General features: G+C 56.9%; 8 protein-coding genes and 1 tRNA gene. 3 read left to right on the top strand and 6 right to left on the bottom strand.

The annotated features are described in order from the left end of the window. Window positions 1-24: 24 nt before the first annotated feature. A complete protein-coding gene (locus ACIX8_RS21085) occupies window positions 25-1701 on the top strand; it encodes a DUF6345 domain-containing protein (protein ID WP_150110696.1) in 1677 nt (558 codons plus the stop codon). 405 nt (window positions 1702-2106) lie between these two features. On the opposite strand, the gene ACIX8_RS21080 is transcribed toward ACIX8_RS21085, so the two are convergent. The 3 genes from ACIX8_RS21080 to ACIX8_RS21070 all read right to left on the bottom strand — a co-directional run bounded on the left by ACIX8_RS21080 (window position 2107) and on the right by ACIX8_RS21070 (window position 6851). Continuing rightward, window positions 2107-5160 (bottom strand): ATP-binding cassette domain-containing protein, encoded by a 3054-nt coding sequence (locus ACIX8_RS21080; protein WP_014267414.1) that lies wholly within the window; start codon window positions 5158-5160, stop codon window positions 2107-2109. Between the two features lie 1182 nt (window positions 5161-6342). Further along, window positions 6343-6419 (bottom strand) — tRNA-Pro (locus ACIX8_RS21075). A 159-nt stretch (window positions 6420-6578) separates the two neighbouring features. Beyond that, window positions 6579-6851, bottom strand: coding sequence for an oxidative damage protection protein (locus ACIX8_RS21070; protein WP_014267413.1), 273 nt, complete (start codon window positions 6849-6851; stop codon window positions 6579-6581). Between the two features lie 105 nt (window positions 6852-6956). On the opposite strand from ACIX8_RS21070, the gene ligA reads away from it, so the two are divergent. Then, a complete protein-coding gene (gene ligA, locus ACIX8_RS21065) occupies window positions 6957-9128 on the top strand; it encodes an NAD-dependent DNA ligase LigA (protein ID WP_014267412.1) in 2172 nt (723 codons plus the stop codon). Between the two features lie 125 nt (window positions 9129-9253). Here ligA and ACIX8_RS21060 read toward each other — a convergent pair whose 3' ends face one another. The 3 genes from ACIX8_RS21060 to ACIX8_RS21050 are packed head-to-tail and all read right to left on the bottom strand — an operon-like array spanning window position 9254 to window position 15218. Further along, window positions 9254-10729: an efflux transporter outer membrane subunit gene (locus tag ACIX8_RS21060; protein ID WP_014267411.1), complete on the bottom strand. Its 1476-nt coding sequence runs from the start codon at window positions 10727-10729 to the stop codon at window positions 9254-9256. Then, entirely contained in the window at window positions 10726-11988 is a 1263-nt protein-coding gene (locus tag ACIX8_RS21055) for an efflux RND transporter periplasmic adaptor subunit (RefSeq protein WP_014267410.1), read from the bottom strand. Before ACIX8_RS21055 ends, ACIX8_RS21060 begins: the two co-directional genes overlap by 4 nt. Before the next feature lie 59 nt (window positions 11989-12047). Further along, on the bottom strand, window positions 12048-15218 hold the full coding sequence (locus ACIX8_RS21050; RefSeq protein ID WP_014267409.1) for an efflux RND transporter permease subunit: 3171 nt from the start codon (window positions 15216-15218) through the stop codon (window positions 12048-12050). Between the two features lie 157 nt (window positions 15219-15375). On the opposite strand from ACIX8_RS21050, the gene ACIX8_RS21045 reads away from it, so the two are divergent. Continuing rightward, window positions 15376-16284: a LysR family transcriptional regulator gene (locus tag ACIX8_RS21045; RefSeq protein WP_014267408.1), complete on the top strand. Its 909-nt coding sequence runs from the start codon at window positions 15376-15378 to the stop codon at window positions 16282-16284. The last annotated feature ends 42 nt before the right edge of the window (window positions 16285-16326 follow it).

The following is a 16326-nucleotide window of genomic DNA, read 5'->3' as shown; positions in this document are numbered from 1 at the left end:
CTCTTAGGCTATGCCGTGAGTCAGATGCCCACACGCAGAGTGCCGACACTGCCCGTAGCCATAAGAGCTACAGGCGGTAAGATCACCTTCCCCTCAACGCTGATTCCAGCGGTGCCATCTTCGCTACGGATAGTAAGGCTTACTTTGCAGGCGCCACCGGATACGTTCCTGCGCTCAAGCCTGGTCAAGGTAGGGGCTAAGACAGAGGATATTCAGCCACTCGCTCACAGCGCACTTCCCGAGTTGAAGGCTGCGCCAGAGACTGCTGTAGGCCTAGTGCAGGAAGATCATCTGATTGCCTCCTGGGATACGCAGACAGGAGAGTCCCAGATTCTTCCGCAGCTCGATAAGCTTCCTACGGTCATTTACGCCGGTGCCAAGGACGAACACCTGACGCAGGCTTCAACGTTAGCTCGGCAGATCTTTGCCAGCTCAGAGATCCTTCCCAGGGATGTAACGCAGTACACGCTGGGCGTTCCTCGTCCTATTGTTGGAAGCACAGCACAGCTTGCTTCCAGCGGGGGGAAACCTACGGTCTCTGCCGTGAAACTCTATCTCACCTACGTGGCAGTCTCTCGCACGGTGAGTGGTTACAAGGTGTATGGCACCGGATCCCACGCAGCGGTTGCCATTGGTACCGATGGCAATGTCTACGGACTAGTCAATCGTTGGAAGGCCGGAAGCTTTGCAGCCGCCGTGGCGGAGCGTCGCAGTAAAGCCCAGATTCAGGCAGCACTTCTGGAGACGCTGAACCCTTTGACGAGTAACTCGAATGTCGAGGTAATCTCCGTTGAAATCGCCTATTACGATGGCAATCTAGACTCCATGACTCCCGTCTATCGTGTAGTGTCGCGTCTGCATCCGCTTCCATCCGCAGGCGCCGATGCACAACTGCTCCAAACCACCGACTATGTTGCAACGTACATGTCCTATGGCGACGGGCAGCTTCCGGCCGAGCTTGTTCCTGGCTCCGGACCTGCGCCATCTGCCGCGCCTGCGAATCGTTCCGCTCTGAGGCAGGCTGTTATTCCTGCGGGTGATCCGACGGTTGGCAGGTATGTTGTCCGCGACGCACAGTCAGGCTTCGTCTCCGAGGCCAATGGATTCTGGAGCGGGTTGCAGAGCTCGCATAATGCCAGCCAGTTCACCAACTCTCAGTACTACTGGGCAGAGCCTTTCGTTTACACCACGGACGAGCAGTCTTTCGTCAACAATGTAAATGTGGCTTTGACGGAGGCACATGGCTCTCCGTGGGAGTTTACGACGGAGTCGAACTGCTGTGACGTAGTCCACATCAATAACATCCCCGCGACCGAGGGCTACGGAGCCGCGAACCACGGCAAACTGGACTACTGGATTATTCATTCCTGCGATGTCGTTCCTTCCGCGGAAGACAATGCAGAGTGGTGGACGCCGTGGTTCAAAGTCTTTCAGGGGCTGCATGCGGTGATGGGTTCACGCACGGAGATGTTGTTCGACAACGGAGCGATCAATCAGCCCTTCGGTCAAAACATCGGTAACGGAGCGTCTGTCGTCTCTGCCTGGTTCAATGCGAGCCTCAGCTACTATCCGGCCTCGGAGCAGCCACCGCTGGATCGGCCCTCCGCTATCACTGTCTGCGGACATGAACCGGATACCGTCTTCAATACTTCGGCACTGCCTGCCGCCAGCTGCCTGACCAATTACTGGCAGCCGAACTGAAGGATGGCATCGCTAGCATTGTCTGGTCTTTGAAGCCGTTGAGTTGGTCTTTGCTGCTTCCAACATTGTCGAAAAGGCGCTTCTTTCGGGGCTCTTGTCGGAATACGATCTCGGCTGAACCGATTCAGGTGCGTTGCGGTCTCTTTCCATGACAGGTGGTGCCGGTTCGCCTTTACGACATTGATCGGGAAAGGAATACGTCAAAGATTCTGATAAACAACAATCATCTACTTACCGTTGAATCTTGAGCCGGGCCGGCGGTCATCTGCTGAAAGACTCCTAACTTGTAAGACCCCAGGTCTGTGGAAACAAGACATTGATGTGCCCCAATTTCCGCACGTTTGATTCATGACCAGGCCAGAATACGGGGACTCCGTGCCCAGCTCCCCGGCTGCCCGCGTACAGTCATCTCGCAGGTACAGCATCGGAATCAATGTGCAGGCTCAGACTGTCAGTCTCGCCCCCCGTATCATTCATCCACTCACGAACGTTAACAATTCGTGCACCTTGAAATACTGCATGAGCGCGATGGGTCACGAATACAATTGCACCCTCAACCATTACATGGCGAAGTCTCGTGAGAACCTGTTGTTCGTTCTCTAGATCCAAGGAAGAGGTCGCTTCGTCCAGCAAGAGCAATTGAGGCCTCCGTAAAACTGCTCTTGCAATTACTAGCCGCTGACGTTGCCCTCCAGAGAACAGAATGCCATTATCGCCAACTCTGGTGTCCAAGCCCAGGGGCAATCCTTTGACGAAATCCAGTAACTGAGCTACGTCCAGAGCTGCACTTATTTGATCCTCAGAAACATCATGAAACCCGAACAGTATGTTTGCCCTTACCGTGTCGTCCAACAGAATGACGTCCTGTGGAACATAAGCTACGCGAGACCTGTCGACATAAATGTCACCGGCGTCCGGCTGCAGGAGGCCGGTAATGAGATTCAACACGGTCGATTTTCCCGCTCCGGACGCTCCTCTCAATATGACAATTTCACCGTAGCCAATACGAACCGTCAAATCCTCGACTATATTTTTCCCAGCTTCGTAGCTAAACCTGACTTTATTCATTTCCAATACATTACCAACTGAAGGCTTCACGTCTGCACTGGTTGTTTCTCTTCTTCGACGAGTGTCTGCCAACTCCCGAGCGACAATGCTGATATTGTCAAAAGCGCCATCTACCTGGCCCATCGACATGAGTAGTTGACTCACGGTAGGCAACATTCGTCTCGCTACAATAAAGTAAAACACCAGCATTGAAATCAAACCTTGCGCGGCTACCTTATTCAGATAGGCGACGATCGTGACCAAAGTAAAAACTACCATCGCCCCGTACTCGATATAGGAACGAGAGACCTGAGGCAGGCTACTGAGTATTGCGTTGCTTCTGCCCAAATCTCCTATTTGCGCCGCCAACCTACGCCGAAAATATCCGAAGTTCTTGTATACCCTGATTTCCTTTGCGGACTCGAACATCTCTGCAAAGCCAATTTGCAGTTTGCTTAGAGCCTCTTCTCGAATCCGGGAAGCTCCCTGAAGTTTTTTGCGAAAGACGATCCGGTGGAGTAACAGCAAACTACCTAAAAATGCTAGCCAGAATGTCGCCGGGACCACTCCCATGATGAAGCAACCTGCTCCGAGAATTCCAACGATAACGGCTGCTGTGACCTGTTCAGTAATGAGTTGATAAGCATAAGCTCCATCCTGAGCTGTAATAAGACAGTGTCTAACCAGGTCATTGCGATTGTAGGCAACATAAGTGGTCCAGTTGACGGCCATATAGCCCTCGGTTAGGCTTGTCAAAAAATGCGCATAAAGATTCTGCCTGTAAGTATTCGTCCAGCGAATTGTTGTGACTTCTCCGGACATGCGTACGATAAAGCCAACTAACACTATAAGAGCCATATCTAAAAAGCTCAGGTGAGCTCTGAGAATGGAAATTTGCAAAGCTTGCGCGTTTCCTTGCAGTAATAAAACAAAGCGATATAGAAAGATTGCCAAAAACAGATCCAGCGCTCCAAGCATGATCTTCACTGCCGCAATCGCACCTAGCTCCCACATTTGACGCGAGTTGATCTGTCTAAATGCCACGCGAAGTCTGTTTTGCGTTTGATGAGCGATGAGAGTCTCTCCATTTGAATTGTTTTGCGGCCCGTGTAAACGTGCAATAGACGGCGTCACTAGATGAAGGTCGTTTTCATCGCGCACCTCTTTCATTTGCGCCTCAGATAACAACTTTTTCCAATGGCGATCGTTCAGAGCAATACGAACATTTTCCCTAATATGGAATTTCATTCTGAAGATCTTCCGATTAGTCGTTGCAAGCGCCCTGTAATACTGGTGCCTCAAGCTTTGTGGTTTGGAAATATCACTGGGCTTGAACAAAGGAGGTTGAGATAGGGTGCGAATACCATCGTTACTTTTGACCCCTTGGCTCGCTGAAAGCAGATTCCGTAAATAGAGATACAGTTTTGTGCCTGGATAGTCTGCCAGCAGCGCTTCTTCCCCATAGCGCTGAATCCAAAGATGAACGGAGATATCCAACTTTTGGATTGTCCATTCCTCCAATGTGGGTGGAATGGTAGCTCCCAAGATTACCTTGATAAGGGATAGAGCGATGCCGATGGCGATTATCCTAATGGGATCATGTTGTGCATCCTTCTGCACTTCTTTTAGGAAAGCGGTGTCGTCCCGTCGAAAATCGACAAAGGCTTTGTATTCTAGCAGCCAGGATAGGCGAGTCCACTCGCTAGAGATCCGTCCAAATATATGCAAGGACTGGTTGATAAAAGCGTCGCTGTCAGAGGCGACAGGAAATGTAACTCCATTCCAAGTTCGGGACCGTCGCTGCAGTAACTGCTGATAAGCTGCTGCGTGTGGCCCTTCCGTCGGCGATACAACGTAGACCTTCACGGCACGGGGGGCAGTGGTTTCATAAATATTTGGTAGATGCGGCGTCTTTAACGCGTCTTCCGCAAATTCCAACATGTGCTCACTGTAGGTAACCAAAGAATAGCCAAGCTCTGCCAAGGCCTTACAACACAAAGCCGCATCCTTACCCGACATGACAAAATCGAGATTCATCTGGGTACGCAGCACTGGATCGGGACATGATACCGGCACCAAAGTGAAGCCTTTTACATTGAAGTAGGTTATGTTGGCGCGTTGAAAACTGTGATTTATGGCGACAAATCCAGCAAATAGATTAGCTATCCTTTGCTTGTTTGCAGTCTGATTGTTTTCCAGATGTTCCAATACGAACGGGGGAAGAACATGCGCAATCCCGAGAGCCTTGAGTCGATCTAAAAAATAGAGAGCAAGACCACTCGAGTCCAACCAACGATAGCTACTAACCCATTCGCGGCGTCCAAACACAGACAGGCATGCGGAGAGTTCATCAATCGTTTTTTCTCGAAAGGTGTCGAGCACTGCACGTTTCAACATCTTGGGCATCCGCATGTGACAGGTTTCTCCGGACGGTATGGCACTCATAACGAATGTTGTAAGCGCTGTGATATCAAGTGGTTTTGCGCTTGGGGTTCGGCGAGCAAGAGATAGTGCAGCAGGCGTGATATGGAAGCACTCGATGTCACATGCGGCGGCATACCTTCGCCGTGCAGTGTCCACGGCAAATTTCGTGCAGATACGTGCGATTCAAATTCCAACCGAGGACCGTAACAGACATGACAGGAGGTACTGGTTCGCCTTTACGACATTTATCGGGAAAGGAATACGTCAAAGATTCTGATAAACAACGCCTGCGCAGTCCAGCCATACGCTGATCTCCGTCTGGGGATCAGGGAGCTTAAGAGTAAACTCTTGGGGGACAAGGGTTTCCCCGAACACAACCTTCTTGATCACCTCGCGCACTCGACTCGAAGTCCCCAACGCTAACCTCTTCTCCGAAGGGCAATACAGCTTCGAACAACGCCTTCACGAAAGCTACCAGTTGATATTCGATCAATCTGGTTTGAAGAGCTACAGGATCGATGATGAGGCATTGATCGAACGATCTGGCTCTCGCCTCTAACTTGATGACAGAGCTTAGAAGCCTATAACGATTCCAAACATATCACCCCAGCGGTCTGGCTATATCAGCCCTTTGTCTTTGATTTGTCATTGGATTGTCAGCATCTTCAGGGGCATCGGCTTTTCTTAGAGAGCCCGAAATGCTGTACCAACCAGAGGGTTTAGGATCGACGTCTTTTGAGATCCTCCGGGGAGGACATCTCTTTGGAAGAGAGCATCAGCAGCCCAATCAGTTCGTCGAGACTGAGAATGAACCTGGTCCCCGGCGAAGCTCATTCCTGGCATCAATCGTATGTCGGCGAACCTATTCAGAGAGCCTTCGTGATGAAGTAAGACAGGTAAGCACGAGAAAGCCTCGCAAGGCGTGTATCCCGGTCACGTCCCATTCGGATACCGCAACAACAAAGCAGACCGCACCATCGAGATCGATCCGGTTTATTCACCCATGGCGATTCGTCTGATGGAACTCTATGCGACAGACGGATACTCACCGGCGATCTGCAACAAGCGTCAAGCAAGCAGGCGCTCTATGCTATTTGAACCTTTGGGCCAAGAGGAACAGAGTGTTGGACACGTTTCTCGTTGCCTTGCTTGGAAGTTGTTGAAAGTAAATGGTCGGGACGACTAGATTCGAACTAGCGACCTCACCCACCCCAAGGGTGCGCTCTACCAGGCTGAGCCACGTCCCGACTTGTTACGGAAGCCGCTCGCGCCTTGCGGGCCAGCGGCTGGGGTACCTCTAGTCTACACCAGTACGGCCAGGAAACAGGAATTGGCGAACAGGAAACAGGAAAACCAGGATTGAGGGCACCTGCGCTGTTTGCTGTTTCCTACTCCTGCTTCCCGCTTTAGTGGGTAGGAGCTACGTATTCTTTGGGCAGTTCGCCGCCGGAGCCGAAGAAGAACTCGTTCATCTGCTCGACGAGGAACTCCTGTGCCTCACGCGTCCAGGGCTGCAGGCGGTACTCGTTGAGCAGCATCTTCTGCCGCTCGACCCACTCGCCCCAGGCCTTTTGCGAGACATTCTTGTAGATCTTCTGCCCGAAGTCGGAGTCGAAGGGTGGTTCGTCCAGGCCTTCCATTTCGGCTTTGTATTTTGTGCAGAAAACCATGTGTGCCATTTGTCGAATGCTCCTTGATCTCAGTTACGATCTCCAGTTTACCCGACGCCGGTGTGCCCACAAGAATCCTCCTTTTGCAGCCCCCGCCTTTCTATAATCAGGGCGATGGCCCACACACCCTCCAACGCCCTTTCACCCGACCAGCAGATCGAAGCCCTGCGCGAAGATCTGCGCCACCACGAGCACCTCTATTACGTGCTCGATGCGCCGGAACTGACCGATGCGCAGTACGACGCGCGCATGAATGAGCTGCGGCGGCTGGAGACCGAGCACCCGGAGCTGGTGACCCCGGATTCGCCGACACAACGCGTGGGTGGCAAGCCAAAAGAGGGCTTTGCAAAGGTCGCGCACTCGCGTCCCATGCTCTCGCTCGACAATGCCTATAACGAGGCTGAACTGCGCGCCTGGGCGGAGCGCGTGGTGTCCGGTCTTCCCAGTGGCGAAGTCGTGCGCTTCGTCTGCGAGCTCAAGCTGGACGGTCTTTCGCTGGCTCTCCAGTATGACGCCGGAGCGAAGCATGAAGCGGTGTTGAAGACGGGTGTCACGCGGGGCAACGGAACCATCGGCGAAGACGTTACGACGAACGTCCGCACCATTCGCAGTGTGCCGCTGCATATTCAGGCTGCAAAGCTGGCGAAGGCCGGTCTGCCACAACAGTTCGAGGTGCGCGGTGAGGTTGTGCTGCCGCAGAAGGCCTTCGAGAAGATGAACGCAGAGCGTGAGGCCGCCGGGCTTGCGCCCGCAGCGAACCCCCGCAACGCAGCGGCAGGAACGATCCGTACGCTCGAGCCCAATATCGTTGCACAGCGGCGGTTGGAGTTCTTCGCGTATTTCCTGCTGCGAGAGGGAGAGCCCCTGCTCGCGGAGCAGAGCTCGGCCCTGCAGGCCCTTCGTGAAGCCGGCTTCCTCGTCAACAAACATGCACGGACGGTTGGTTCGATCGACGAGGTTCTGGCGTTCATCAACGAAGCCGAACCCCTGCGCGATGGTCTGCCGTATGAGATCGACGGAGTGGTGATCAAGGTTGACGCTATCGCCCAGCAGCGCCGCCTTGGCTTTACGGGCAAGGCTCCTCGCTGGGCCATCGCCTACAAGTTTCCCGCGCGCGCTGCTGTAACCCGGCTCGATGATGTGCTGTTTCAGGTAGGCCGCACGGGCAAGGTGACGCCGGTAGCCGCACTTGCCCCTGTGTTCATCGGGGGAACGACGGTGACGCGTGCCACGCTGCACAACGCTGACGAGATCGCGCGGCTTGGCGTTCGGGTCGGCGACTTCGTCTCGGTCGAGCGTGGCGGCGACGTGATTCCCAAGATCACCGAGGTGGTAGAAGACGCGAAGCATCCGCGCGGCACAAGCGAGATTATCTTCCCGAGCCATTGCCCGGTCTGCGGCAGCGAACTGGTGCGAGCTGAGGGCGAGGTGGATTGGCGCTGCATCAATGCGGTGTGCCCGGCACGGGTACGCGAGGAGTTGCTGCACTGGGCGGCGCGCGGCGTGATGAACATCGAAGGCCTCGGCGAGTCGATGGTGGCGCAGTTGCTTGGCCAGGCGGAGGAAGACAGCGAGTCAGCAGAGGGTAGGTCCGGGCTTCAGCCCGGACTTAGCGAGTCAGTGAGTGATGAGGGGCTTCAGACCGGGCTTGCTGAGCCGATAAAGACATCGCACGAGCCGCTGATTCGCAGTATTGCCGATCTCTACTCGCTTACGCGCGAACAGTTGCTCACGCTTGAGCGTGTTGGTGAAAAGACCGCGGATGCACTGCTGGCGGAGATTGAGCGTTCAAAGCAGGCACCCCTGGCGCGTGTGCTCTTTGGCCTGGGGATTCGCTTTGTCGGCGAGCGTACGGCGAGTCTGTTGGCGGAGCACTTCGGTAGCCTCGACGACCTGATGAAGGCCTCTGCCGAGGATCTGGAAGCTGTGAACGAAGTAGGACCACGTGTAGCGCAGGCTATCGTCGAGTTCTTTGCGGAGGAGAAAAACCGCGAGCTGGTGGAGAAGTTACGCACTGTGGGGCTTACCTTCACAGCGGAGAAGCGTGTTGTCGGCACAACGTTTGCAGGGCTGACCTTTGTGCTCACGGGGACGTTGCCCACCTTGACTCGCGATGAAGCGAAGCAGCGCATTGAAGATGCTGGCGGCAAGGTTTCGGGTTCCGTGAGCAAGAAGACGAGCTATGTGGTCGCGGGTGAAGATGCGGGATCGAAGTTGGAGAAGGCACAGCAGCTTGGGGTTGCGGTGTTGGATGAGGCAGGGTTGCTGGCGTTGATTGCTGGGTAGAGCTATTTCACTATTCCACTGTGGAATGACAACCAGAAAGGCAAAGCGTCCTTCGAGCGAGATGACATGGGCGGGGTGATATCTCGCTCGGAGGCATCAACAGATATCACCCGCTATGAGCCACCCTACTGCGGCGGCAATTGCGTACGATCCCATCCACCACCAAGAACCTTGATCAGCAATACCGTCGCATCCATGCGCCGGCGCAGGATGTCGATATCGTTGCGTTCATTATTGAGTGCCGTCGTCTGCGCGGTGATGACCTGGAGATAAGTATCAACGCCGCCGACATAGCGATTGTTGAAGATCCGCTCCGACTCTACCGCCGAGGCCGTAGCCTGGCGCTGTTGCTGGGCTTCGTCAGAGAGAACCCGCAGCGCGACGAGATTGTCTTCGACCTGCTGGTACGCCGTTAGCACGCTCTGGCGATAGTTTGCGGCGTTCTGCTCATAGCCCGCAACAGCCTCTTCCGAGACGCCGCGGCGACGGCCTCCATCGAAGAAGGTCTCGCCCAGCGTCGGCCCCAGCCCATAGACGAAGCTGGAAGGCGTGAAGAGCGAGGTGATCGATGTGCTCTGGTAACCCGCCAGCCCGCTGAGAGAAAGAGTAGGAAAGTATGCAGCGCGTGCAATGCCGATCTGCTCATTGGCAGCAGCGATGCGGCGCTCCGCAGCGGCGATGTCGGGACGGCGCTCCAGCAGTTGTGACGGCAGTCCTGGCGGAATGACCGGTGGCATCAGTTCGACGGATATCGGTGCGGCAGGAATCGTCAGCGAAGCCGGCGGCTGGCCGATGAGGATCGCGATGGCATGTTCAAACTGCGCACGTTGAACGGCGACGTCGGCTGCCTGCACCTTCGCGGCCTGCAGTTGTGTCTGTGCCTGCGTCACATCAGACTTCGGCGCGATGCCTCCGCTGAAGCGGTTGCTCGTGACACGGAGAGCCTCCTGGTATTGCACGACCGTATCGTCGAGCAGCTTCTGTTCCGCATCGGAGGAGCGTAACTCGAAGTAGTCCAGGGCGAGTTCCGTCTGTAGCGAAAGCAGTACATTCTGGCGGTCGGCGGCGGTGGCCTGCGACTCTTCCTTCGCCGCAGCGATGTTCCGGCGAATGCGGCCCCAGAGATCGACCTCGTAGTTCACCTGGAGCGGCACCACAAGGTTGGCTTCTCCGTTGTTGGCAATGGTCGAGTTGAAGTAGGGCTGATTGGCGGACTCGCGCTCGCCCTGCACCGACGGAGAGACTCCGATGGTCGGATAGCGATTGGCGTTCTGCACGCGGATGTTGGCGCGTGCCGCGCGCAGATTGGCATCAGCGGCCTTGAGCGTCTGGTTGGCGGTCTCTACCTGCGGTTCCAGCGTGTTCAGCTCGGCATCGTTGAAGACCGTCCACCATGCGCCGCGTAGGGCGGCATCATTCGGTGAGGCGACGTGCCAGTCGGCGGTCTCCTTATATGCATCGGGAGAGGCTTCCTTATAGGCAGGAGGCGCAGGCGCAGAGGGGACCTTGTACTTCGGTCCGACCATGCAGCCGGTGAGTGAAAACACGCTCAACAACATGCTTCCACTCAGCGTAACGAGTGAGGTAGAGCGGACGTTCATGGCGTCACCGTCCCGGTATTCGCGATCTGCACCTGCTGGCCTTCAGTGAGTGAGTCCGAAGGGTCGAGCACGATCTCGTCTTCAGCCGTAAGGCCGGTGGCAATCTCCAGGGTGCTGCCGTTGTCCTTGCCGATCGTGACGCGCTGAAGATGAACACGGCCATTGCGCACGATGCCAACCTGCAGGCCTTCCGCGCGGAACAGCAATGCGTTGGCCGGCACCGAGAGTCGGCGCACCTGCTGCGGGATCTTGAAGTGCGCGAAGACATAGGCGCCAGGCAGCAGCTTGCCATCGGGGTTTTCGACATCGACCTCGACGTTCAGCGTGCGGGAGGACTGATCGATAGCGCTTGAATTACGAACAACGGTGCCGGTGAACTCCTGGCCGGGATACTCGTCGAGCGTCAGCGCGGCGGTACCGCCGTCGTGAATGGCGGGAGCGTAGGTCTCCGGCACTGCGACGTAGACACGGAGCTTGCCGATAGCGGCGATGCGGAAGAGCTCCTTGGCCGTGCTGCTGGTGGTTGCCGAGCCTGAGTCGATCAGGGCTCCGATATCCGTATTGCGAACCGTAACGATGCCGGCAAAGGGCGCATAGACGCGTTCAAAGGATTGCAGTTGCTGCAGACGCCGCACGTTGGCTTCAGCCGCGTCTACGGCGGCCTGTTTAGCGAGTGCGCCGCTGACGGCGACATCGGTCTCCTGCTTGGAGACCGAGTCGCTCTTGAGCAGGTTCTGGTAGCGTTCGGAGGTCGTATTCGCCAGTGCGAGGTCTGCCTGTACGCTCTTCAAATCCGCCTGCGCTACTTGCAATTGCTCGTCGACCTCAGGCGTCTCGATGATGGCCATGAGCTGGCCCTGCTTGACGTGCTGGCCGATATCGACGAACCACTGCTTGAGATAGCCATTGGTGCGCGCGTAGATGGGCGTGTCGTTGTAGGCCTGCGTGTTGCCGGGGAGCGCGATCTCAGAGCTCATACCCAGTACCGCCGGATGCGTGATGCTGATCGTCGGAACGGAGCTGGCTTTTGTCGTCTGCTCCAGGTGGCGTGCCGCGGCAGCGCGCGAAAGCAGGCCATAGACGATAGCCGCCAGCAGGAAGATAGAGAGGATGGCAACGGCCAGCCACACGCCTGTTGGAATACCCTTTGGCTCCGGCAGGCCACGCTGCGGCTCGGGATGTGGGGGATAGTGCGGTGTCGATCCCCCGGGCTGAGTCGTTGAGGGAGTCGTCATTTCGGTGTTGATGTCGGTCGACATATTTCGGTCTCCAGTACGGGCATCAGTTTTCGCAACCAGCTTCGGCACAAGTTCGCGGGCTAGGCGGTGGCTTGTTCCTGTGCGGTTTCAGGCTTTGCTTTAGCGCCGTCGCGTCCATGCAGCAACGCGAAGACGGCGGGAACGAAGATCAGCGTGGCGACAGTCGCAAGGCCCAGACCGCCAATGACGGCGCGGCCAAGTGGCGCATTCTGCTCTCCGCCATCGCCTGCGCCGAGTGCCATCGGAATCATGCCGATGATCATTGCGAGCGCCGTCATGGCAACAGGGCGGAAGCGCGTCGCGCCGGCTTCGATAGCCGAGCGGATGGCGTCGCCGGTGTCATTGAGTCTCTCCTTCGCGAACGAGACCACGAGAATCGAGTTGGCCGTCGCCACACCCATGCACATGATGGCTCCCATCAGCGCGGGCACCGACAGCGTGGTGTGCGTGAGGAAGAGAAACAGTACGATGCCGGCGATTGCAGCAGGCAGCGCCGTGATGATGATGAAGGGATCGAGCCACGACTGGAAGTTCACCACGATCAGCAGGTAGACGAGAACGATCGAGAACAGCAGGCCGAAGATCAGGCCGGTGTAGGAGCTCCGCATCGTCTCCACCTGGCCGCGCATACGAATGAAGTTGCCCTTCGCGAGCGAGCCGCGATTGGCATCCATGATGCGCTCCACCTGCCGTGCCGACGCGCCCAGGTCGCGGTCCTGCACGTTGCCGTAGATGTCCAGCGTGCGGCGAATGTTGTAGTGGCTGATGACGGGCAACTCTGTGGAGCGTCCAAAGTCAGCGACGTCCGCCAGAATCTCCGGCTGCTTCGCGCCTGGCGCGGAGACGGGAATGTTCTGCAGATCCTGCAGCGACTGCACCTGGTACTGCGGCGTCTGGGCCACGATGTTGTAGACCACACCGTTGCGATAGTTGAGGAAGAACATTGGCGTGAGCTGCGTGGAGCCCGAGAGGATGTTGAGCACCGAAGTGCCCACATCGCGCTGCGTATAGCCGCCCTGTGCCGCCTTGGTACGGTCCACGTTGATGTTGAGCACGGGGTAGTCATCGGGCTGTTGCAGACGCAGGTCGACAAGGCCCGGTACCTGCCGCAACTGCTGCAGGATGGTATCGGCTACCTTACGATTGCCCACGTCATCGGGCCCGTCGATCTGCACATCGATGGGAGCAGGCAGGCCGAAGTTCAGAATCTGCGTGACGATATCGGAGGGCAGGAAGTAGAAGACCGTTCCGGGGAACTCCCGGGGAAGTTTTTCGCGTAGCGTACGAATGTAATCGGCGGTGGGGTGGTGATCTTCCTTCAGCGAGACGAGGATGTCGCCGTCAGATGCTCCGAACAGACCACTGGTGGCGTGCTGCGTGTTCAGGGTCGAGTAGGGCAGGCCGATGTTGTCGAGGATGTTATCCATCTCGCCTGCGGGCACGGTGGTGCGGATGGACTGCTCGACGAGATCGCAGAGCTTGGCTGTCTCTTCAATACGCATGCCGGTCTTGCCGCGAACATGCAGAATGAACGAGCCGTTATCGGTTGCGGGAAAGAAGTTCTGGCCGAGGGTAGGAACCAGCAGCAGGGCAAGCACGCAGCAGCCGAGGAAGATCGGGATGAACAGTCTGCGGGCTGTGACGAGCCGTTCCAGCAGAGACTCATAGGTGGAGCGCACGCGCTCAAAGACACGTTCGAAGGCCCGCTGAAAGCGCGCAAGAGGATTGCGCGAGAGGGGCGCGTGGTGATCGTGGGCCTTCAGCAGATACATCGCCAGCGTCGGCACCAGGGTTCGCGAGAGCATGTAGGACGCGAGCATCGCGAAGACGACGGCCTCGGCCAGCGGAACGAACAGGTAGCGCGCCACGCCCGCGAGAAAGAACATCGGCAGAAACACAATGCAGATACAGAGCGTGGACACCAATGCGGGCACCGAGATCTGCGCTGCGCCTTCGAGGATGGCCTCGTTCAGTGGGTGGCCCTCTTCCAGGTAGCGCTCGATGTTTTCGATCGTCACAGTGGCATCGTCGACGAGGATACCCACGGCAAGCGCCAGGCCGCCAAGCGTCATGATGTTGATCGTCTGTCCCACCAGGCCAAGGACGATGATCGAGGTCAGGATCGAAAGAGGAATGGAGACTGCAATGATGATCGTGGAACGCCACGAGCCGAGGAACAGCAGGATCATCAGTCCGGTGAGCGTCGCCGCGATGACCGCTTCGCGGATAACGCCATTCACCGAGGAGCGCACGAAGATCGATTGGTCGCCGATGGGAGTGATCTTGAGGGTCGAGGGCAGGCCAGACTTGATACGAGGCAGAAGAGCGAATTCGCCTTTGACGACGTCCAGCGTAGAAGCAGAGCCGGACTTGAGGATGGAGACGAGTACGCCGCGATGCCCGTCCTGGCGAACGATATTGGTCTGCGGAATGCTTCCGTCAACGACGCTGGCGACGTCATGCACGTAGACCGTCGTTCCATTCACTTGTTTAAGCGGAAGGTTCTCCAGGCCCTCGACGGTGAGAGGAGAGCCATTGAGCCGGACGTCGTACTCCGCGGAGCCGATCTTGGCGGTGCCTCCGGGTTGAACGACGTTCTGCTGGTTCATCGCGTTGAGCACGTCGACAGGCGAGACCCCTTCGGCCTGCAGCCGTCTGGGATCGAGGTTGACCATGATCGATCTTTGTTTGCCGCCGTAGACGCTCGGAACGACGGCGCCGGGAACCGTTACTAACTGCGGCCGGATGAAGTTGAGGCCGAAGTCGTTTAACTGTTGCTCGGATAGATCCTTGCCGGAGAGGCCAAGCTGAAGGATCGGAACGCTCGATGCGGAGAAGTTGATGATCTGTGGAGGCAGAATTCCCGGTGGCAGCGAGCGGAGCTGGAACTCAGAGGCCGCCGAGACCTGGGCGTTCGCCGTGTCCAGCGAAGCACCCGGCTGCAGGTAAACCTTGATGATCGCCTGGCCGTTGATGGTGGTCGACTCGATGTGCTCGATGTTGTCCACCAGCGTGGTGAGCACCTTTTCGTACGGCGAGGTCAGGCGCCCTTCCATCTCTTCCGGATTCAGTCCCGTGTACTGCCAGGCAATGGAGATGACCGGGATGTTGATGTTGGGAAAGATGTCGGTCGGGGTACGCAAAATCACGACCGGGGCCGCGATCAGGATGAGCAGAGCCAGCACGATGAACGTGTAGGGCCGAGTCAGCGCAAGTCGAACAATCCACATGAAAGGGACTCCACGGACAAAAAAGATCCTGTAATAAGGACTCTAACTCCTCCCATTCCGATTCGCAGTTCTTTCCTCCATGTTCTATCGGTAAAACCGATAGAATGAGATCGGAAGATCGGTATTTTTGACACCGAAAGATCGGTAGATTGACCTCATGGAATTACGTCATCTGCGTTACTTCACGGCGGTCGCTGATTTCGGAAGCCTCTCGGCGGCGGCCCAGCGGTTGAATGTCTCGCAGTCGTCTGTAAGCGAGCAGATGGCTGACCTCGAAGCCGAAATCGGCGGTGCTTTGCTCGACCGCTCCAGCCGCCGGGTGCAACTTACTGCAGAGGGCCACGTGTTCCTGGAGGAAGCCCGCAAGACGCTGCGAGCGGCGCAGCGTGCCGTTGACCTGACGCGGCAATCGCTGCACGGCGAAGTGGGAACGCTGTCGATAGGCTTCTTTCTGTGGGGTGCCGGAGGGTTCTTTCCGCGCATCATCCGCGAGTACCGGCGAACCCGCCCGGGGATTCGGCTTTCGCTGATCGAGATGCGCGCCGTAGAGCAGGTCGCCGCACTGGAGGAAGGCCGCATCGACGTGGGGCTGACGCGGCCGCTCGAGCCGCCGTTCGACCGCACGCTGCGCTCCGAGCTTCTGTACCGCGACCCCATCGTGGTGGCCATGCGCCTCGACCACCCATTTGCCGGACGGGATGTTCCGGTAAGCCTGTTGCAGAATCAACCACTGGTGTTGGTCGATCGCAACTCCAATCCATTTCTGTTCGACGGCATTGTCTCGCTGTGCGCGGCGGAGGGTTTTTCTCCGAACATCGCGAACACCTCGTCGTCGTGGCCTGGAGTGCTGACGCTGGTCGAGTCGGGAGAAGGCATCGCGCTGGTTCCGGCAGGCATGCGCCACCTGCGCGCCAAGGGAATTAGCTTCAGCCCCCTGCTACCGGAGACGCTGTCACTGGGGCTATCGGTATCGTGGAACCCGAAGAACCAAGGGGTAGCCTTGCGCGACTTCCTCACACTGCTGCGTGAAAACCGCAAGCGGATTCAGAGTAGCGGCGGCAGTTAGCAAGCCTCTGTTTTTTTCCTTCGCCTTCTCCTTTGTTTTTGT

Source organism: Granulicella mallensis MP5ACTX8, from assembly GCF_000178955.2.
GTDB lineage: Bacteria > Acidobacteriota > Terriglobia > Terriglobales > Acidobacteriaceae > Granulicella > Granulicella mallensis.
Note: the sequence above shows the minus strand (reverse complement) of the source record. Positions and strands in the feature narration are given on the sequence as shown.

Excerpts from the sequence above, each read along its gene's own strand:
- ACIX8_RS21085 (WP_150110696.1), top strand. The coding sequence starts at position 25 with ATGCCCACACGCAGAGTGCCGACACTGCCCGTAGCCATAAGAGCTACA.
- ACIX8_RS21055 (WP_014267410.1), bottom strand. The coding sequence starts at position 11,988 with ATGTCGACCGACATCAACACCGAAATGACGACTCCCTCAACGACTCAG.
- ACIX8_RS21050 (WP_014267409.1), bottom strand. The coding sequence starts at position 15,218 with ATGTGGATTGTTCGACTTGCGCTGACTCGGCCCTACACGTTCATCGTG.
- ACIX8_RS21060 (WP_014267411.1), bottom strand. The coding sequence starts at position 10,729 with ATGAACGTCCGCTCTACCTCACTCGTTACGCTGAGTGGAAGCATGTTG.
- ACIX8_RS21070 (WP_014267413.1), bottom strand. The coding sequence starts at position 6,851 with ATGGCACACATGGTTTTCTGCACAAAATACAAAGCCGAAATGGAAGGC.
- ACIX8_RS21080 (WP_014267414.1), bottom strand. The coding sequence starts at position 5,160 with ATGCGGATGCCCAAGATGTTGAAACGTGCAGTGCTCGACACCTTTCGA.
- ligA (WP_014267412.1), top strand. The coding sequence starts at position 6,957 with ATGGCCCACACACCCTCCAACGCCCTTTCACCCGACCAGCAGATCGAA.
- ACIX8_RS21045 (WP_014267408.1), top strand. The coding sequence starts at position 15,376 with ATGGAATTACGTCATCTGCGTTACTTCACGGCGGTCGCTGATTTCGGA.